Origin of the sequence: Actinomadura sp. K4S16 (genome assembly GCF_008327685.1) — a bacterium.
Taxonomy (GTDB): Bacteria; Actinomycetota; Actinomycetes; order Streptosporangiales; family Streptosporangiaceae; genus Spirillospora.
The window spans coordinates 33850-51386 of record NZ_BDDE01000030.1; the positions used below are offsets into that span (position 1 = coordinate 33850).

At 73.8% G+C, this 17537-nt stretch carries 17 protein-coding genes; 13 read left to right on the forward strand and 4 right to left on the reverse strand.

What is annotated here, in order from left to right:
• Positions 1-9: 9 nt before the first annotated feature.
• Positions 10-1083: a hypothetical protein gene (locus tag K4S16_RS41315; RefSeq protein WP_149264570.1), complete on the forward strand. Its 1074-nt coding sequence runs from the start codon at positions 10-12 to the stop codon at positions 1081-1083.
• On the opposite strand, the gene K4S16_RS41320 is transcribed toward K4S16_RS41315, so the two are convergent.
• Positions 1061-1921, reverse strand: a complete 861-nt coding sequence (locus K4S16_RS41320; protein WP_149264571.1) for a DMT family transporter — start codon at positions 1919-1921, stop codon at positions 1061-1063. The genes K4S16_RS41315 and K4S16_RS41320 overlap by 23 nt on opposite strands.
• Positions 1918-2805: a DMT family transporter gene (locus tag K4S16_RS41325; RefSeq protein ID WP_149264572.1), complete on the reverse strand. Its 888-nt coding sequence runs from the start codon at positions 2803-2805 to the stop codon at positions 1918-1920. The genes K4S16_RS41320 and K4S16_RS41325 overlap by 4 nt, the downstream gene beginning before the upstream one ends.
• Positions 2806-2990: 185 nt before the next feature.
• Here K4S16_RS41325 and K4S16_RS41330 point away from each other — a divergent pair, with 185 nt between their 5' ends.
• The 4 genes from K4S16_RS41330 (at position 2991) to K4S16_RS41345 (ending at position 5696) form a co-directional block, all read left to right on the forward strand.
• The gene (locus K4S16_RS41330; RefSeq protein ID WP_149264573.1) at positions 2991-3452 is read left to right on the forward strand and encodes an Rrf2 family transcriptional regulator; all 462 of its coding nucleotides are present in this window, start codon (positions 2991-2993) and stop codon (positions 3450-3452) included.
• Entirely contained in the window at positions 3452-4651 is a 1200-nt protein-coding gene (locus tag K4S16_RS41335) for a globin domain-containing protein (protein WP_149264574.1), read from the forward strand. The genes K4S16_RS41330 and K4S16_RS41335 overlap by 1 nt, the downstream gene beginning before the upstream one ends.
• 81 nt (positions 4652-4732) lie before the next feature.
• On the forward strand, positions 4733-5254 hold the full coding sequence (locus K4S16_RS41340) for a DoxX family membrane protein (protein WP_149264575.1): 522 nt from the start codon (positions 4733-4735) through the stop codon (positions 5252-5254).
• Between the two features lie 157 nt (positions 5255-5411).
• Positions 5412-5696: a hypothetical protein gene (locus K4S16_RS41345; RefSeq protein ID WP_149264576.1), complete on the forward strand. Its 285-nt coding sequence runs from the start codon at positions 5412-5414 to the stop codon at positions 5694-5696.
• Here K4S16_RS41345 and K4S16_RS41350 read toward each other — a convergent pair.
• A complete protein-coding gene (locus K4S16_RS41350; RefSeq protein ID WP_160161218.1) occupies positions 5678-6472 on the reverse strand; it encodes a sensor histidine kinase in 795 nt (264 codons plus the stop codon). The two genes, K4S16_RS41345 and K4S16_RS41350, sit on opposite strands and share 19 nt — an antisense overlap.
• 428 nt (positions 6473-6900) lie before the next feature.
• Here K4S16_RS41350 and K4S16_RS41355 point away from each other — a divergent pair, with 428 nt between their 5' ends.
• The gene (locus K4S16_RS41355; protein WP_160161219.1) at positions 6901-7407 is read left to right on the forward strand and encodes an STAS domain-containing protein; all 507 of its coding nucleotides are present in this window, start codon (positions 6901-6903) and stop codon (positions 7405-7407) included.
• Here the strand turns inward: K4S16_RS41355 and K4S16_RS41360 are convergent.
• The gene (locus tag K4S16_RS41360) at positions 7322-8551 is read right to left on the reverse strand and encodes a low temperature requirement protein A (protein WP_149264579.1); all 1230 of its coding nucleotides are present in this window, start codon (positions 8549-8551) and stop codon (positions 7322-7324) included. The genes K4S16_RS41355 and K4S16_RS41360 overlap by 86 nt on opposite strands.
• Positions 8552-8796: 245 nt before the next feature.
• Between K4S16_RS41360 and K4S16_RS41365 the strand changes: the two genes are divergently transcribed.
• From K4S16_RS41365 to K4S16_RS46660, 7 genes are all read left to right on the forward strand, one after another.
• A complete protein-coding gene (locus tag K4S16_RS41365) occupies positions 8797-9549 on the forward strand; it encodes an SDR family oxidoreductase (RefSeq protein ID WP_149264580.1) in 753 nt (250 codons plus the stop codon).
• A 42-nt stretch (positions 9550-9591) separates the two neighbouring features.
• Positions 9592-10029, forward strand: a complete 438-nt coding sequence (locus K4S16_RS41370; protein ID WP_149264581.1) for a cupin domain-containing protein — start codon at positions 9592-9594, stop codon at positions 10027-10029.
• A 98-nt stretch (positions 10030-10127) separates the two neighbouring features.
• Positions 10128-11165, forward strand: a complete 1038-nt coding sequence (locus K4S16_RS41375; protein ID WP_149264582.1) for a class I SAM-dependent methyltransferase — start codon at positions 10128-10130, stop codon at positions 11163-11165.
• Positions 11162-13000: a ferritin-like domain-containing protein gene (locus K4S16_RS41380; protein ID WP_149264583.1), complete on the forward strand. Its 1839-nt coding sequence runs from the start codon at positions 11162-11164 to the stop codon at positions 12998-13000. Before K4S16_RS41375 ends, K4S16_RS41380 begins: the two co-directional genes overlap by 4 nt.
• On the forward strand, positions 12997-13959 hold the full coding sequence (locus tag K4S16_RS41385) for an alpha/beta hydrolase (RefSeq protein ID WP_149264584.1): 963 nt from the start codon (positions 12997-12999) through the stop codon (positions 13957-13959). The genes K4S16_RS41380 and K4S16_RS41385 overlap by 4 nt, the downstream gene beginning before the upstream one ends.
• The gene (locus tag K4S16_RS41390; protein WP_149264585.1) at positions 13956-14678 is read left to right on the forward strand and encodes an alpha/beta fold hydrolase; all 723 of its coding nucleotides are present in this window, start codon (positions 13956-13958) and stop codon (positions 14676-14678) included. The genes K4S16_RS41385 and K4S16_RS41390 overlap by 4 nt, the downstream gene beginning before the upstream one ends.
• A gap of 340 nt (positions 14679-15018) precedes the next feature.
• Positions 15019-17298 carry a LuxR C-terminal-related transcriptional regulator gene (locus K4S16_RS46660; RefSeq protein WP_149264586.1) on the forward strand — a complete coding sequence of 760 codons (2280 nt, stop codon included), beginning with the start codon at positions 15019-15021 and terminating at the stop codon, positions 17296-17298.
• The last annotated feature ends 239 nt before the right edge of the window (positions 17299-17537 follow it).

The window sequence follows — 17537 nt, forward strand, 5'->3', positions numbered from 1 at the left end:
TCGAATCGCATGGGCAAACGACTCCTCATTCTCACGGCGGCCATGGGCGCGGGCCACGACGCCGTCGCGGGGGAGCTGGCGCGCCGGGTCGCGCGGCGGGGCGTGGAGGTGTGCGTCCTCGACGTGCTGGAGCTCGTTCCCCTGCGGCTCGGGCACGGGCTGAGGAGGATGTACGAGGCGATGCTCCGCGGGGCGCCGTGGCTGTACGAGGGGGTCTACCAGGCGTTCTTCGTGTCGCCGCGCCCGCCGCCCGCGTCGCCGCTGACGGCGCTGATCGCCAGGGGGCTCGAGCGGCGGCTGCCGGGACCGCCCCCGGACGCCGTGGTGTCGACTTTCCATGTCGCGGCGCAGGCCGCGGGGCTGATGCGCCTGAGGGGGCGGCTGGACGCGCCGTCGCTCGTCCTGGTGACCGACTTCGCCGCCCACCGGATGTGGCTGCACCCGGGCAACGACCGCTACCTGTGCCCGGACGAGGCCTCGGCGCGCTCGGTGGCGGAGCGGACGGGGCGTCCGGCCGAGCGGGTCGCGCCCGTGGTGCGGCCGGGGTTCCTGCGCGCGCACGACGGCGGACGGCTCCGGGCCGAGGCCGGCGCGCGGCCAGGGGAACGGGTCGTGCTGGTCTCGGCGGGGGCCTGGGGCGTCGGCCGGGTGACCGAGACGGCCCGCGGGCTCGCGGCGTCCGGCCGGTACCTGCCGGTCGTGCTGTGCGGACGGAACGGGCGGCTGCGCGCCCGGATCCGGGAGGGCGGGATCGGGTACGCCCTCGGCTGGCGGGACGACATGCCAGGGCTGATGGCGGGCGCGTACGCGCTGGTCGACAACGCGGCGGGCCAGACGTGCCGGGAGGCGTTCGCGTGCGGGCTGCCGGTGGTCTCCTACCGGCCCATCCCCGGCCACGGCCGCGACGGCGCCGAGGCGATGGCACGGGCGGGGCTGAGCGCGTTCGCGCGGTCGCCCGCCGGACTCGTCGAGACGTTGGACCTCCTGGGGAGCGAGCAGGTGCGCAAGGCCTGGGCGCAGCGGGTGGGGACGCTGTTCGACGCCGTCCGGGCCGAGCACGTCATCCGCGCCGCGCTGGGGTGACGGCGCGCTCTCCGTGCAGCAGGGGGGAGCGGGTGATGAGCACGCTGCCGAGCGCGACCAGCACGATGCCCACGGCCTCCATGGCGATCCACCCGCCGGTCCGGAGGTGCTCGCCGAAGAGGCCGACGCCCAGCAGGATGCTGGCGACGGGGTCGGTGACCGTCAGGGCGGGCTGCACGGCCACCAGGGTGCCGCTCTGCAGCGCGTTCTGGAGCAGGAACAGGCTGGTGACCCCCGCCGCGGCCATCGCGTAGAGCTCCCAGGAGGTCACGACGCCGTCGGAGAAGGCGCGGGTGGCCGTCCTCATGAACGCGGCGGTCAGCGCGAAGCCCAGGGACGTCGTCACGCCCAGCAGCACCCCGCGGAACGGTCCGCGCATGGGCCACGCCACCGTCACCAGGACGGCGGCGCAGCCGACCGTGGCGGCCGTCGCGACGATCCACTCGCCGGTGCCCGGAACGCCCTTGCCTCCGCTGGGGGCCGCCGCGACGAGGAACCCGGCCAGGCCCGCGGTGAGTGCCGCGACGCCCGCCCACGGCACCCGGCGCAGCCCGCGCGGCGGCAGCCAGGCGATGATGATCATGGTGAACGGCAGCTCGGCGGCCAGCAGCGGCTGGACCAGCGCCAGCCCCGCCATCGACAGCGCGGCGGCCTGGAGGAGGAACGCGGCGATGAGCGCGCCGACCCCGCCGAGCCACAGCGGCTGCCGCAGCAGGTCGAGGATGAGGGACGGTTTGAAGGCGTCGGCCTCCGGCGCGGCCACGGTGGCCCGGCGCTGGAGCACCGACGCCAGGGCGTTGGACGCGGCGGCCAGCAGGCTCAGGATGATGGCGATCATGAGCGTCCGCCCCCGTCCCGCGATGCCAGCTCCTCCGGCTTCCCGAGATACGGCGACCGGCCGAGGACGACGATGCCCGCGACCATGCCCGCCAGCCCCAGCGCCCCCAGGGCCAGGTCAATCGTGGACAGCCGGACCTTCTCGCCGAAGACCACGATTCCCAGCGCTATCCCGGTCAGCGGCTCGGCCGCCGTGCTGGCCGGCAGCGAGATGCGCAGCGGCGCGGCGTCGAAGGCGCTCTGCGCGAAGAGCAGGGCGAGCGCGCCGATGCCCACCAGGCCGTAGGGCTGCCACGTCGTGAAGGCGCCGCCGACCCCCTTGTCGAACAGCAGCACGACGCTGCGGGTCAGCGTGTCCTGGAGGCCGTAGAGGAGTCCGGCGGCCGAGGCGAGCAGCATCGCGCGCACGCGGAGGTCCTTGTGGCCTCCGCCCAGCGCGACCACCATGGCGAGGCCCAGCACGACCGCCCCGCCCACCCAGCGGAAGGACAGCTCGCCGGGCGGCGTGCCTCCGTGCGGCCGCCCGATGAACAGGAACAGCGCGACCCCGCCGGTCAGCGTCAGCGACCCCAGCAGCGTCCTGGCGCCGAGCGGCTCCCGGTAGATCACATGCGCGGCGATCAGTGCGAAGACGAGGTTCAGGGTGAGCACCGGCGTGGCCTGCGCGACGCCGACGAGGTTCAGCGCGAACGCGAAGACGAGCTGGCCCGCGATCATCAGGCCGATCCCGCCCAACCACAGCCGGCTGTGCAGCAGGTCCAGCAGCAGGCGCGGATGCAGGATCCGCCCCAGCGGCTCCTGGAACGCCGCGTGCTGCTGCGCCACGAACCCCAGGCCGATGAGGCAGGCCGCCACGACCGCGACGGCCATCCCGAGAAGGCTCATGCTGTTTCACGATTTCCCCCGCCGTGACTCTCGCGAGGTCCCTACCCGGCTCGGGGGGCCCGAATCTGCCCCCCAAACCTGCCCGAAATACGCCGGACCAGCTGAAACGGCCCACGGAAAACCCTGTGGTGATCCCCACACGCCTAAATCAGACTCTGGAATTCCGATTCAACTACGATCAAGCCGTGCACCTGACTCAGTCGACCGATCTGGGCCTGCGCGTGCTGATGCTGCTGGCCGCGCGGAACGAGCGGCGGTCCGCCGCCGAGCTGGCCGAGCGCCTGCGCGTCCCGCCGCAGCACATGGCGAAGATCGTGCAGCGGCTCCGGCGCGCCGGGTTCGTCAGGACGACCCGCGGCCGGGGCGGCGGCGTCGTCCTCGCCGACGGGGTGACCGAAACCCCGGTCGGTGAGATCGTCCGAGAGCTGGAAGGTCCCGGGGAGGCGGTCGAATGCGACAGTCCGCCCTGCCCCCTGCGCGGCGGCTGCCGCCTGCGCGGGGCGCTGCGGACGGCGCAGGAGGCCTTCCTGGCTTCGCTGAACCAGGTGCGACTGGGCGAGTTGGCGACCGATCCCCTCGAACCGGTCCCGCTCTCCCTGACGCGGCCGGCGCCCGCCGCCGCGTCCCCCGCAGAGGAAGGTCTCTGATGCTCTCTTCCGACCACGCCGAGACCGTGCGGGCCACGCTGCCCGCCGTCGCCGCCAACGGCACCGCGATCACCGGCGAGTTCTACTCCGCCATGTTCGCCGCGCACCCCGAGCTGCGGCACCTGTTCAACCAGGGCAACCAGGCCAACGGCGAGCAGCGCCGGGCGCTGGCGGGCTCGGTGGCCGCGTTCGCCCAGCACCTGGTCGCCGAGGAGTCGGCCATCCCGTTCCAGCAGATCCTGTCCCGCATCGCGCACAAGCACGCCTCGCTCGGCATCCGTCCCGAGCAGTACACCATCGTGGGACGCCACCTGATGGACGCGGTCGCCAAGGTGCTCGGCGACGCGGTGACGCCGGAGGTGCACGCGGCCTGGTCCGAGGTGTACTGGCTGTTCGCGACGCTGCTCATCGCGGAGGAGGCCCGGCTGTACCAGGAGGCCGCATGCGATCCGGCCGCGCCGTACCGGCCGTGGCGGGTCACGGAGCGGCGGGACGAGGCGGAGGACACGGTCTCGCTCGTCCTCGCCCCCGCGGACGGCGGCGCGGTGCCCGCGCACCGGCCCGGCCAGTACGTCTCCGTCGCGGTCACGCTCCCGGACGGGTTGCGCCAGCCCCGCCAGTACACGCTGTCGCGGACGGCGGGGGACACGGTCCAGATCACGCTGCGGCGGGTCCGCGGCGACGGCCCCGCGCCCGACGGCGCCGTCTCGACGTTCCTGTTCGAGCACGTCGAGGCAGGGGACGTGCTGGAGGTGTCCCCGCCGTTCGGGGACGTGGTGATGGAGGCCGACGGCGATCCGCTGGTCCTGGTCAGCGCCGGCATCGGCATCACCCCCGTCGCCGCGATGGTCGACCATCTGGCCGCCGTGGAGCCGGGCCGCCGCGTCCTCGCCGTGCACGCCGACCGGAGCCCGCGCACGCACGCGCTGCGGCGGCAGATCGCCGACGCGGGCGCCCGGATGGCCGACTTCCAGCAGCTGACCTGGTACGAGGACACCGGCGGGGCCGAGGGCGAGGGCATCCGGCCCGGCCGGATCGACGTCGCCGTGCTCCCGCTTCCGCGCAAGGCGCGCGTCTTCATGTGCGGGCCGATCCCGTTCATGCGGGAGATCCGGCGCGGACTGGCCGCCGCCGGAGTCTCGGACGAGCGCATCCACTACGAGGTGTTCGGCCCGGACCTATGGAACGCGGCCGACTGAGGCCCCGGCGGCCTCTTGACTCCGGAAGCTAATTAATAGGAAACTTAACTATCAATACCCCCCGCCCCAAGGACCTCTCCCATGTCCGTTGAGACCCCTGTGCGGCCCCCTTCGGCCGCGACAGCCGAGCATCCCGCCCGCTACGCCCTCGCCGCCGGACGGCTCTTCCTGGGCTGGATCTTCATCTGGGCCTTCGCCGACAAGCTCCTCGGCCTCGGCAAGCCCGCCGAGAAGGGCTGGCTGTCCGGCGTCTCGCCGTCCAAGGGCTTCCTCGGCCATGCCGACGGCCCGTTCAAGGAGGTCTTCCACGCGATGGCGGGGAAGGTCTGGGTCGATGCCCTCTTCATGTTCGGGCTCGGCGGCCTCGGCGTCGCGCTCCTCCTCGGGATCTGCCTCCGGCTCGCCGCGATCGGCGGCACCGTGCTGCTCGCCATGCTGTGGGCGGCCTCCCTGTGGCCGGACGCCAACCCCTTCATGGACATGCACTGGATCTATGCCTCGACGCTGGTCGCCGCCGCGCTCGCCGACGCCGGCACCACGCTCGGGCTCGGGCGGGTCTGGGGACGGCTCCCCGTGATCCGCCGCCACCCCCTCCTGCGCTGACGGCGCGGACCTGAAAGGCGCCTTCCGGTGGACGTCTCGTCCCTCGGAAGGCGCTTATGGCTCCCACGAGATAACGCTATGTAATAGATCAGGTGCACACTGTCCATATAGTCCGCAGAGAAAGGGGCATATGGACCTGCAAACGATCGACTCGAGCATGGAGACACCCTCCGAGCGCTCCGTCGCGGCCGTTCTCTCCGCCACCGTCATCTTCGTCGCGCACGGCCAGGTGATCCTCAACGCCACCTCGAACCTGTTCACCCCCGACACGCGCGTCACCGCCTCCATCGTGGAGGTCGACAACGCCGACGCCCCGTTCATCGGAGCGGCCCGCATGACCGTCCACAACGTCCGGCCGTACCAGGGGGGCGTCCAGGTCTGGGCGAACATCGAATGGAGCGCCGACCTGCGCGTCCGGGTCAGCTACTTCTGGGAGCAGTGACCCGGCTCTGACCGGGGGGAACGGCTCTCGCTCCGGCCGTCCGCGGCGTCGGGAGGGACCCACCACAGCAGGGTCGTTCCGCCTCCTGGGCGGGGGCGCGCTCGGAAGAAGCCGCCGAGCTCCGCCGCCCGGCCTGCCAGGGAGCCGAGGCCGCCGAGCCGCCTGCCGTCGGGGACGCCGGCTCCGTCGTCCTCCACGCGCAGCGCCACCCCGAGATCGCAGAGCTCGGCGGTCACCTGCACCGAGGTGACCCGCGGCTGCAGGGCGACGTTGGCCAGCGCCTCGCCCGCGGCGGCCAGGAGGTGTTCGGCCGTCCCGCCGGACACGGCGGTGTCCAGCAGGCCGTCCAGCCGCACCGAGGGCGCGGAACCGAGACCGGCGGCCGCGTGGTCGATCACCCTTCGCAGCCGGCTGCGCAGGCCCTCGTCTTCGGGGGCGGGCCGCATGTCGAAGACCGCCGAGCGGAGCTGCCGGACGGCGGCGTCCAACTCGTCCGCCGCCCGCCGCAGCCGGGACGCGACATCCGCCCTCTGTGCGGCCTTGGTCGCGCTCATCAGGATCATGGTGGTGGCCAGCAGCCGCCGGACGACGGTGTCGTGCAATTCCCTGGCGATGCGGTCCCGCTCCTCCAGCACGGCCAGCCGCTCGGCCTCCCGGCCGGCCGGCTCCGGCGCGACCGCCGCCTGCGCCGCAGCCGGATCGAGGGACTCCTCGACCGTTGTCGCGGGCTGTCGTCCGCTCTCCGGATCGGCAGGGAAATCCACTCCCTCGGACATGGGCGCCGCCAATGCGCATACATCGGCCGACGCCCTTTGTTCGGCGGCAATCGACGGGGTCTCCGGCATGGAATTACCTCCCTGGCGAGTGGACGCGGACCAATCCCCTCACCCTTTAAGACAGGGCTGCCGTGCAGGCTGTGACACCCAGTTTGACAAGGAAGCGATCCAGGGCCGGCGGCTGTTCCACCATTCGGCTTTCCCTTCAAGCTGTCACAGACCGCGCTGCCGATCTGTCTTAGCTTCGGAAGGTGACGGGCGGCACCGTGGGACTTCGCGCAACTATGGAAGCGAGCGCCGGCCTTTGCTTTCGTCAGAATTCACGCCGCTCTGTCGGCATTGCGAACAGAGGCGGCGGGCGCCGGAATCGGTGCCTGATAGGAGACGGTGAGAAAAGTGCAAACAGCAAAGCGACAGCGAGCATGACCATGGAGACGACGATGACCGGCCAGACCGTCGAGCGTTCGCCAGACCGGATGAGCGGCCACAGGGATCGCCTGCCGACGTGGAGCGGCCCGGGCTTCGCGAGCGAGGGGGTGCGGGTGCGCAGCGCGCTGCTGCGCCTGGACGGCACCTTCGAGCCGCCGCGCCTGGTCGTCGACGGAGAGATCGACTTGGCCACACTCGACGCTTTCACCACCGCGCTGTCCAGCGTCCTGGCCCGCGGGTCCGGCGACGTCTGGGTGGACGTGGAGAAGCTCGACTTCATCGACGTCGCCGGGCTCAGGGCCCTGGCCGCAGCAGCGTGCCGGCTGGGACTCCAGGACCGGCGGCTGGTCCTGCGATCGGTCGCCCCCCATCTGGCCGAGCTCATGGACCTGGTGGGCTGGAGCCAGATCCCCGGCCTCTTCATGCTCCTTCGCGAGGAGACCCGATCGGGGAGCGGTGCCGGACGCGGTCGGCGCGGCGACCGGTCGACGCCCCCCTCCGGATGAGGACCAGGGTGGTGCCGGTCATCAGGACGCAGACGGCGGCGATCGCCGCGACGACCGCGACGGTTCCGGTCCGCGGCGCCGCCGGCGGCAGGAGCAGGACGGCGGCGGTCCCGCACAGCACCACGGCGGGACGCAGGACCGGGTCGGCCAGAAGGGGCTTGTGGACGGTCCAGAGCATCAGGACGAACAGCGCGGTCGGGAGCGCCACGGCGTAGCAGATCGCGAGCGGCGACGCCTGGATCCCGTGCCCGGTCTGCTCGACGGCCACCTCGAGTCCGGCGCCGAGGGCCGCCAGGCCGGCGAAGATCCCGTAGTGGCCGTAGCCCCAGAGGTAGGACAGGTGCCGGCGGTCGTCGAGCGCGTCCCCGGCGGGGGCGAGGAAGTAGAGCCACCAGAGGGAGAACAGCAGGACGAGGCCCGATACCGCGATGACGACGAGCGGCCCGCCGATCTCGCTTTCTTCGAGCGCCCCGCCGAGGCCGTTGGACGCGGCGAGGACGCTCTCCCCGAAGAGGATGATCGTGAACAGGCCGTAGCGCTCGGCGATGTGGTGCGGGTGCCAGGCGGTGGGGGCGGCGCGCTCCGCCCACCGCGGCACCGCGAGCTCCAGGAGGGCGAGGCCGGCGAAGCACGGCACCTGGGCCGCCGAGGGGACGGCGCCCGCCGCCGAGGCGGCGAGCCAGAGCAGCCAGCCCGCCTGCGCGACGGTGATGCCGAGGGCGTAGCGCAGCGCGGTGCGGCGGCCCGCCGGGTCCTCGGCCCCGGCCCGCAGCCACTGCCCGACGAGGGCGGCCCGCATGACCAGGTAGCCGGCCGCGACGGCGCGGTAGTCGGCGTGGTCGGCCGCGGCCGGCACGCCCGCGGCGATGACCAGGACGCCGGCCATCTGCACCATGGTCAGCAGCCGGTAGGGGACGTCGTCGGTGTCGTACGACGAGGCGAACCAGGTGAAGTTCATCCACGCCCACCACACCGCGAAGAAGACCTGGAGGAAAGGCACGAGCCCGGCCAGGGCGCGCCCCTCGGCGATGTCGTGCGCGAACTCGGCGGTGACGGCCGCCACCGCCACCACGAACGTGAGGTCGAACAGCAGCTCGAGCTGGCTCGAGGCGCGGTGCGGCTCGTCGATGGCGCGCGCGGTCATCCGGACCCGGATCCGGCATCCGGCACCTTCTGGCGGCACAGGTTCGCTCCCGTCTTCCCGTGGGTCCGTCCTGGCGGGACAGACCCGTCCTGCGGCTAAGACAGGCCGGTGCACCCGGTTGTGACAGCGAACGCCGCACGCGGCCGCTTTCGCCGGTTTCTCCCGCGAGCTGTCACAGGGCGGGCGGGTGCCCTGTCTTAGCTGCCGACCGGGCGGAACCGGGATCCCGAGCACCAGGAGGCGGCATGAAGATCGTGATCATCGGTGGTACCGGCCTGATCGGGTCGAAGGTCGCGGCGAGGCTGGGCGAGCACGGCCACGAGGCGGTGCCGGCCGCGCCCGACACCGGTGTCAACACGCTCACCGGCGAAGGACTCGCCGAGGTACTGACCGGCGCGTCGGTGGTGGTCGACGTGTCCAACTCCCCGTCCTTCGAGGACGCCGCGGTGCTGTCCTTCTTCAGGACCTCCACCGGCAACCTGCTGGCCGCGGAGAAGGAGGCGGGGGTAGGGCACCACGTCGCGCTGTCGGTCGTGGGCACCGAGCGGCGGCCCGACGTCGGCTACTTCCGGGCGAAGCTCGCCCAGGAGAAGCAGATCGAGGACTCCGGGATCCCGTTCTCGATCGTGCACGCGACGCAGTTCTTCGAGTTCGCCCGCAGGATCGCCGACGGGGCCGCCGACGGCGGTGCGGTCCGGATGCCCCCGGTGCTGTTCCAGCCCATCGCGGGCGACGAGGTCGCCCAGGCGGTCGGCAGGGCCGCGGCCGGCGCGCCGCTGAACGGGCGGACCGAGGTCGCCGGCCCCGAGCGGTTCCGCATGGACGAGTTCTTCCGCGGCGCCCTCGCGGCCTGGGGCGACCCGCGCGAGGTGGTCACCGACCCGCATGCGCACTACTTCGGGGCCGAGATGCGCGAGCACGACCTCGTGCCGGTAGGCCCCGCGACCCTCGGCGAGATCAAGTACGCCGACTGGCTGGCGGGCAGCGCCGCCGCGTGACACCCGCCCCGGCCGCACACCCACGAGTCAAGGAGACACCCCATGGCAGGTACCGAGCAGGCCGCCGCGGAGCCGAAGGCGCGCTCCAACGCGTGGCAGACGGCGCTCACGATGGTCCAGGAGGCCGCGCCGCCCTTCGTCCCCGCCGACGCGCACGCGATGACCGTGGTCATCGAGTACCCGCCCGGCGACCCCGGCGCACCGCCGCACCGGCACTCGGGTCCCGCCTTCGGGTACGTACTGGAGGGGGAGATGCTTCTGGAGATCGAGGGGGAGCCGGAGCGGCCCGTACCCGCGGGCGAGGCGTTCTGGGAGCCGGGCGGCGACGTCGTCCACTACCAGGACGGCAACAACCGCGAGGACCTGCCGCTCCGATTCGTCGTCACGATGCTCTGCGCACCGGGGGATCCGATGCTGACCCTGGTCGACGAGGCGGAGCTCGCCCGGCGCGCGCATCTGCGGGCGCCCAGGCGTTCTTGACGACCGCACGCCTGACAGCCGCACGGCGGACAACCGCACGAAGACCCGGTGGGCCCGGCGCGAATGCCGGTGCGGGCGACCGGACGGGGGGATTCACGATGATCGCATCGGCCATGGCCGCGGAGTTCGGCGACGTCGCCGGATGGACCGCCGACGCCGTCGAGCACCTCGGCGAGGGGTACGCGATCCCGGCGGCCTGCCGCGGCAGCGCGGACCCGGCGGGGCTGGCCTGGCTGGCGGAGGCGTGCGAGCTGGGAGCCGGGACCAGGCTGCTGGACGTGGGCGCGGGCGCCGGCGGTCCGGCGGCCTGGGCGGCCGAGAGGTTCGGGGTCCGGCCGATCCTGCTGGACCCGATGCCGGCCGCCTGCCGGGCCGCCGCCCGGCTGTTCGGACTGCCGGTCGTCACGGCGGACGGCGGCCGGATCCCGCTCCGCGGCGGGTCCGTCGACGCCGCCTGGTGCCTGGGGGTGCTGGACACCGTCCAGGACAAGGCCGCCGTGCTCCGGGAGATCCACAGGGTCCTGCGGCCCGGGGCGCCCCTGGGGCTCCTGGCCGTCGTGGCCCGCGACCCGCTGGACGCCTGGGACTCGCAGGACTTCCCGGCCCCGGAGGGCAACCTGTTCCCCACCCGCCGGGAACTCGACGAGCTGCTCGCCGGCACCGGCTTCGAAGTGATCGAGCGGATCGACCGGCCCGGCGGCGCGCCGCTGTCGTGGACGCGCCGCGCCGAACGGGCCGCCGCGCTGGTCGCCGCCGAGCACGGGGCCGACCGCGCGCACGCGCTGGCGGTCCGCCAGAGCCGGAGCCTCACCCGTCTGTTCGCCACCGGACAGATCTCGATGCAACTGATCCATGCGGACGGACGTCCGCTCGGGGCGCCGTCCGCCCCGGCCACGCGTGGAGGAGCCATGAACGGTCCGACCGGTGACAACGAGTTCGAAATCGAGTTCGAGGCGGAGGTCCAGGCCGAGCTGGACCTGGTGGCGTCGAGCGACGCCGAGCAGGTCGCGGCCCTGCCGGTCTCGGAGTGGCTGTTCGACCCGGCCGACGCGGGGCGCGAACAGCTCGGGCTCCGCAACCTGCTCGGTGCGGCCCAGGAGCTGGAGACCGACGACCTCCGGGACGAGACGCCATGAACCGAGACACCATGAACCGTCCCCCGCAGGGACGGCATCGCGCGGCGCCCGCCGGGTCCGCGAGGATCGCCACGCTCGACGAGCTCCGTGAGCATCTGCAGTGGGCGATCGAGCTGGAGCACGCCACCCTGCCGCCGTACCTGTGCGCGCTCTATTCGCTCGACGCCGAGCGCAACCCCGAGGCCGCCGAGGCGGTGGCCGGCGTCTTCGTCGAGGAGATGCTCCACCTGGCGCTGGCCGCGAACCTGCTCAACGCCGTCGGCGGCCGCCCGAGGCTGGACATGCCGCGGATGCTGCCGCCGCACCCCCGGCGGCTGCCCCACGCGGACCCCTCGCTGGTGCTGTCGCTGCTTCCGTTCGGTCCAGAGGCGCTCGACATGTTCCTGAGGCTCGAACGGCCGGCGCCGCCCGGGGCCCCGCCGGAGGGCGACGCCTACGAGACGATCGGGCAGTTCTACGACGCGGTCGAGGACGGGCTGCGCCACCTGTGCGACCGGCTCGGCGAGCGGGAGGTCTTCACCGGGGACCCGGCCCGCCAGGTCCACGCCGGGCATTTCCGGCACACCGCCGGCCGGCTGGTCGCGGTCGGCGATCTGGCCTCGGCGCTGACCGCGCTGCGGGAGATCGTCGAGGAGGGGGAGGGGTCGTCCCGCGGCGAGGTCTGGGACGGCGACCAGGACGTCCACCACCCCGAGCGGGACGAGGTCGCCCACTACTACCGCTTCCAGGAGCTCAGAGCCGGGCGGCGCTACCGGCGGGGCGACACCCCGCGGTCCGGGCCCACCGGCGAGGCGATCGCCGTGGACCCCGCGGGCGTCCTGCCGATGAGGCGCGACCCGCGACTCGCCGACCACGCTCCGGGCAGCGCGATCCGCACGGCCCAGGAGGAGTTCGACCACACCTACTGCGCCGTCCTGCACCTGCTGGAGCAGGCGTTCAACGGCAGCCCGAGGCTGCTCGCGGTGGCCACCGGCACCATGTACGGGCTCAGGGCGCAGGCGCAGGCCCTCATGCGGATGCCCGACGTGGAGGGCATGAGGGCCGGACCCACGTTCACCTACGTCCCGCCCGAGCGCCGGCGCTGGAGCACCGACGACCGGCAGCGGATCGTCGTGCTCCCGGACGGCCCCTACCTCGTCTACGGCAGGGTGCCGCTCAGGCGCAAGCGCAAGATCGTCTCCGCCGAGGACGACGCGCTGACCTGGCAGACCGGCGAGACCCTCGCCACCGAGGACACCTACGCACTGTGCCGCTGCGGCCGGTCGGGCGCGAAGCCCTTCTGCGACGGGACCCACGCCCTGATCGGGTTCGACGGCACCGAGACGGCCGACGTCCGCCCGTACAAGGAGCTGCAGCACGTGCACGACGGGGTCGGCATCTCGGCCCAGCGCGTCGGCGAGCTGTGCATCCACGCCGCGTTCTGCATCGGACGCACCAGGCCGATCGCCGCGATGCTCGCCGACACCGAGGACAGCGACGTGCGCGCCGACATCATGGGGCGGATCGACCACTGCCCCTCCGGGTCCTACAGCTACGCCCTGCGGCGCGGCGGCGAGTCGATCGAGCCGGACCTCCCGCGGGCCGTATCGGTCCTGGAGGAGGAGCACGGCCTGGCCAGCGCGCTGTGGGTCACCGGCGGCGTCCCGGTCGAGCGCGCGGACGGGCTCCCGCTGGAGACCCGCAACCGGATGACGCTGTGCCGCTGCGGCCATTCCGCGAACAAGCCGCTGTGCGACGGAACCCACCGAGAGATCGACTTCCGTGAGGACGGGACGGGGCCGGAGCCCCGACCGGCCGATGACGGGAGCACCACTGAGAAAGGAAGACGAGCATGAGCAAACCCATTCTGGAACCGGCCGCGCAGGAGTTCGGCGAGGCGGCCGCCAAGCCGCCGCTGCTGTACGAGCGGGGTGTGGAGGGCGCCCGGAGGCTCCTGGACGAGGTCCAGGCCGGGCCGGTGGAGATGCCCGAGGTGGACGAGAAGTGGATCACGGCGCCGGCTGCGGCGGGTGACGTGCGGGTCCGCCTGGTGCGGCCGATCGGGGCGGCCGGTGCGCTGCCGGTCGTGCTGTACGTCCACGGCGGCGGGTGGGTGCTGGGCAACGCCGGCACCCATGACCGCCTGGTGCGCGAACTGGCCGTCGGGGCGGGCGCCGCGGTGGCGTTCGTGGAGTACGACCGCTCGCCCGAGGCCCGCTACCCCGTCGCGATCGAGCAGGCGTACGCCGCCGCGCAGTGGATCGGCGCCAACGGCGCGGCCGAGGGCCTGGACCCCTCCCGCATGGCGGTTGCGGGGGACTCGGTCGGGGGGAACATGGCGGCCGCGCTGGCCATCCTGGCCAAGCGCCGCGGCGACGTGTCCTTCGTGCACCAGTCGCTGTACTACCCGGTCACCGACGCCGCGCAGGACACCGGCAGCTACCGCGAGTTCGCCGACGGCCCGCACCTGACCGCCAAGGCGATGGCGTGGTTCTGGGACGCCTACACCACCAGTCCCGAAGAGCGCGCCGAGATCACCGCCTCGCCGCTGCGCGCCACCCTGGAGGACCTGGCCGGGCTCCCGCCCGCCTTCGTGATCGTGGACGAGAACGACGTGCTGCGCGACGAGGGCGAGGCCTACGCCCGCCGCCTCACCCAGGCCGGCGTGCCCACCACCAGCGTCCGCTACAACGGCACGCTCCACGACTTCATGATGCTCAACCCCGTCCGCGACACCAACGCCGCACGGGCAGCGACCGCGCAAGCCATCGCGACCCTCAAGGCCGCGCTGCAGACCCGAAAGGAAGACTCATGAGCACCACCGAGAATCCCGTCGTCGTCCTCGTCCACGGAGCCTTCGCCGAGTCGGCCAGCTGGAACCGGGTGATCGAACGCCTGCACGGCCGCGGGCTGCGCGCCGTCGCCGCGGCGAACCCGCTGCGCGACCTGGCGGGCGACGCCGCCTACGTCCGGGACGTGATCCTGGGCCTCGACCGGCCGGTCGTCCTGGTCGGCCACTCCTACGCCGGCATGGTGATCAGCCAGGCGGCGGCCGGCGTCCCGGCCGTCCGCTCCCTGGTCTACGTCGGCGCCTTCACGCCCGACACCGGCGAGAGCGCCCTGGCGCTGTCGGGCAAGTTCGCGGGCAGCACCCTGGGCGACGCGCTGGTGGCCTATCCGGTCGCGTCCGGGGGCAACGAGTTCCGGATCGACGAGGAGAAGTACCACGGCCAGTTCTGCGCCGACCTGGACGCCGGCGAGGCCGCGCTGATGGCGGTGACCCAGCGCCCGGTGACCGAGCGTGCCCTGACCGACGGGCTGGGCGCGGCGGAGCCGGCCTGGCGCACCAAGCCGTCCTGGTTCGTCTTCGGGGGGAGCGACCGCAACATCCCCGCCGAGGCGATCCGGTTCATGGCCGACCGCGCCTCCTCGCGGGGGACCCGGGAGATCGCCGGCGCCTCGCACGCCGTCGCCGCCTCCCAGCCGGACGCCGTCGCCGCCTCCATCATCGAGGCCGTCGACGCCGGGGAGTGAGCGGAGCCGCGGCTGCGCCGCGCGGTGCCGGACGGCCCACGGCGCCGCGCGACGCCTCCACGGGCAGGAACCCGAGGGACGACGGCCGATCCACCACCGAAGGCTTGATCGCGACCTGACCGAGGCGTCTTCCGCCCGGACCGGCCGCACCCGTGAGTGACGCGCGTGCCCCGTACCGGGAGTGGCCCGACCAGGCACGGGCCCGGGGGATGGATCCCCACCAGGGACCCGCGCCAGGGCATGTCCCCGATGCGAGCGCGACACGGGCCCGGCCACAGTTTCTCTTGCCGGCGATGGCGTGTCGGCGAGGCGCATTCGCGGCAGTGCGAACGGAGGAGTCATGACGGTCGAGGGGACGATTCCGGAGCGGGGCGACCTTCCGTTGCGCGGCCGCGAGGCCGAGGCGGGGCTGCTGGGGGAGCGGCTCGCCGCGCTGGGCGCAAGAGAGGGCGGGGTGGTCGTGGTGGAGGGGCCCGCGGGTTCGGGGAGGTCGCGGCTGCTCGCGGAGACCCGTGCCCTGGCCGTCGCCGCGGGCCTGCCCTGCCTGCACGGGGCCGGGGTGCCCGGCGGCCTCCCGGTCCCCTTCGGCCCGCTGCTGGAGGCCCTGTCCGCCGGTCCGGAGCCGCTGCCGGACCCCCTCGCGCTCCCCGCCGTCGGCGCGGCGGACCTGCGGTCATGGACGCTGCGGGAGATCCGGGACAGGCTGGCGCGGAGTGCGGCTGAAAGGCCGCTGGTGGTCTGCCTCGACGACGTGCAGTGGTGCGATCCGGTGACCCTGGAGGCGCTGGCGACGTTGCGGGTGAGCTTGATAGACCTCCCCCTCCTCTGGGTGCTCGCAGTGAGTCCAGGTCCCGGCGGCGCGGACGAGGCGTTCTCACTGCCGAGGCGTCCCGGAGAGGACTACCGGATCGTCCTCGGGCCGCTGTCCGACCACGATGTCAGGGCACTGGCGGCCGATCTGCTCCAAGCCGAGCCGGGCGACGACGTGATGCGCGTGGCGCGGCGTGCGCACGGCATACCGCAACTGGTCGCCGAACTGCTCCTCGGCATGCGGGAGGAGGGGCTCATCACGGTTCGGGCCGGTGTCGCCTCGACGGCCGCCGAGGCGATCCCGCGCCGGTTCCTCGACCTCGTCCGGCGCCGGTTCGACCAGCTGTCGCCGCCCGCCCGGCACGGCCTGCAAGCGGCCTCCGTGTTCGGCCGGGCCTTCACCGCCGACGAACTGGCCGGGCTCACGGGGGCCTCGGCCGGCGAGACCGCAGCGGTGGCTGACGAGGCGGTCGGCGCGGGACTCCTCACCCGAACGGGCACTCTCCTGGACTTCCGGCACGACCTGGTCCGGGAGGCGCTCTGGGAGGCCCTCCCTTCGGCGCTGCGCCGCTCCCTGAGGCGCCAGGCGGCGGAGGTTCGTCTCGCCCAGGGCGCCGGGGCGGCGGACACCGCCGTCCCGGCGCGGGCCGAGCTCGTGCCCGGGACCCCGGAGGCCTGCGGGCGCGCGCTGCTCCTCACCGCGTCGGGGCAGGTCGGGGCGGCATTGCGGGAGGCCGATGAGGGCGTACGCGGGGCCCGGCGGTTCGGGCACGCGGCCGCGGCCCTTCCGTGGTCGATGACTCGCGCGCGGGTCCTGCTCGACGCGGGCCGGCTCGCCGCCGCCCGTGCCGAGGCCGCCGCCGCCCTCGACTCCGCCGGAGACCCGGAGGCGGGCGACTTCGCCGACGCCACGGCCCGGTACGCGCTCGGCCGGGCGGCGGTGCATTTGGGGGACCGGGACGGCCTCCGCCGCTGCGCCGCCGACGGCGCGCGGATGATGGCCGCCGAGGCGCCGGCGGTGCGGCGCACCGGTGCATGGCTGGCCGCGCTGGCAGCCGACGCCCTCGGCGACACCGCCCGCGTCGCCGAGCTGGTCGAGTTCGCCTGGCAGGGGGCGGACGCCGCGGGCCCGGCGCCCGGCGCTCCGCCCGACCCGGCCGACCATGTCGTGCTCGCGCGCCTCGCGCCGGCCGCCGGGCTGCCCGGCCTCGCGGCCGCCGCCGCGGACCGCGCCGCCGCACTCGACTCGGCAGGGCTCGACCCGGCGGTGCCCCTCCTGCGCGGCCTCGCCCTCCAGGCGCGCGGAATCGTCGACGACGACCCCGACCTGCTTCAGCACGCCGTCAAACTGCTCAAGGACGCCGAGCGCCCGCTGGTCCACGCGTCCGCGGCCGAGGACGCGGGACGCGCCCTCGGCGCGGACGGCGACCCCGCCGCGCCGGACTACCTGGACGCCGCCCTCGACCTGTACGAGGAGTCGGGCGCCGCCCGCGACGCTGCCCGCGTGCGGAGGCGGCTGCGCCTGCTCGGCGTGCGCCGTCCGCCGCGCCTCCGAGAGGTCGGGGACGAGGCCCGATGGGGCCTGACCGCGGCGGAGGCGCGCGTGGCCCGGCTGGTGGCGCAGGGCGCGACCAACCGCCAGGTCGCCGAGCAGCTGTTCCTGTCGCGGCACACGGTGAACACCCACCTGCGGAGCATCTTCGCCAAATGGGGCATCCGCTCCCGCGTCGACCTCACCCGCCTCGTCCTGTCACACGAGGCAGGCGGCCCCGCCCCCAAAAGGCCGACCCAAAGGGCCTCGTCGACCTGATCGGGCGCGAGCTGCTTGCGCCGATTGGGTGCCCGACGGGCGCGGGCGCTCGCGTACAGGCGCGCGGCGCCGTCGCCCGGTAGATGGCCGATCGCACCAGGGGGCGGAAGCTGACGCGCGCGCTGGCGACGAGCGCCTTGGCGACCTCTATGTCCGCCACGCCTAGGGCCGCGCTCGCCGCAGCCCCCGGGGTCACCGGTTGGGGCCGTGGCCCGGTAGCAGGAGGCCGCGCGCCGGCT

Excerpts from the sequence above, each read along its gene's own strand:
- K4S16_RS41335 (WP_149264574.1), top strand. The coding sequence starts at position 3,452 with ATGCTCTCTTCCGACCACGCCGAGACCGTGCGGGCCACGCTGCCCGCC.
- K4S16_RS41360 (WP_149264579.1), bottom strand. The coding sequence starts at position 8,551 with ATGACCGCGCGCGCCATCGACGAGCCGCACCGCGCCTCGAGCCAGCTC.
- K4S16_RS41390 (WP_149264585.1), top strand. The coding sequence starts at position 13,956 with ATGAGCACCACCGAGAATCCCGTCGTCGTCCTCGTCCACGGAGCCTTC.
- K4S16_RS41320 (WP_149264571.1), bottom strand. The coding sequence starts at position 1,921 with ATGATCGCCATCATCCTGAGCCTGCTGGCCGCCGCGTCCAACGCCCTG.
- K4S16_RS41385 (WP_149264584.1), top strand. The coding sequence starts at position 12,997 with ATGAGCAAACCCATTCTGGAACCGGCCGCGCAGGAGTTCGGCGAGGCG.
- K4S16_RS41370 (WP_149264581.1), top strand. The coding sequence starts at position 9,592 with ATGGCAGGTACCGAGCAGGCCGCCGCGGAGCCGAAGGCGCGCTCCAAC.
- K4S16_RS41355 (WP_160161219.1), top strand. The coding sequence starts at position 6,901 with ATGGAGACGACGATGACCGGCCAGACCGTCGAGCGTTCGCCAGACCGG.
- K4S16_RS41345 (WP_149264576.1), top strand. The coding sequence starts at position 5,412 with ATGGAGACACCCTCCGAGCGCTCCGTCGCGGCCGTTCTCTCCGCCACC.
- K4S16_RS41380 (WP_149264583.1), top strand. The coding sequence starts at position 11,162 with ATGAACCGAGACACCATGAACCGTCCCCCGCAGGGACGGCATCGCGCG.
- K4S16_RS41325 (WP_149264572.1), bottom strand. The coding sequence starts at position 2,805 with ATGAGCCTTCTCGGGATGGCCGTCGCGGTCGTGGCGGCCTGCCTCATC.
- K4S16_RS41315 (WP_149264570.1), top strand. The coding sequence starts at position 10 with ATGGGCAAACGACTCCTCATTCTCACGGCGGCCATGGGCGCGGGCCAC.
- K4S16_RS41375 (WP_149264582.1), top strand. The coding sequence starts at position 10,128 with ATGATCGCATCGGCCATGGCCGCGGAGTTCGGCGACGTCGCCGGATGG.
- K4S16_RS41365 (WP_149264580.1), top strand. The coding sequence starts at position 8,797 with ATGAAGATCGTGATCATCGGTGGTACCGGCCTGATCGGGTCGAAGGTC.
- K4S16_RS41340 (WP_149264575.1), top strand. The coding sequence starts at position 4,733 with ATGTCCGTTGAGACCCCTGTGCGGCCCCCTTCGGCCGCGACAGCCGAG.
- K4S16_RS41350 (WP_160161218.1), bottom strand. The coding sequence starts at position 6,472 with ATGTCCGAGGGAGTGGATTTCCCTGCCGATCCGGAGAGCGGACGACAG.
- K4S16_RS46660 (WP_149264586.1), top strand. The coding sequence starts at position 15,019 with ATGACGGTCGAGGGGACGATTCCGGAGCGGGGCGACCTTCCGTTGCGC.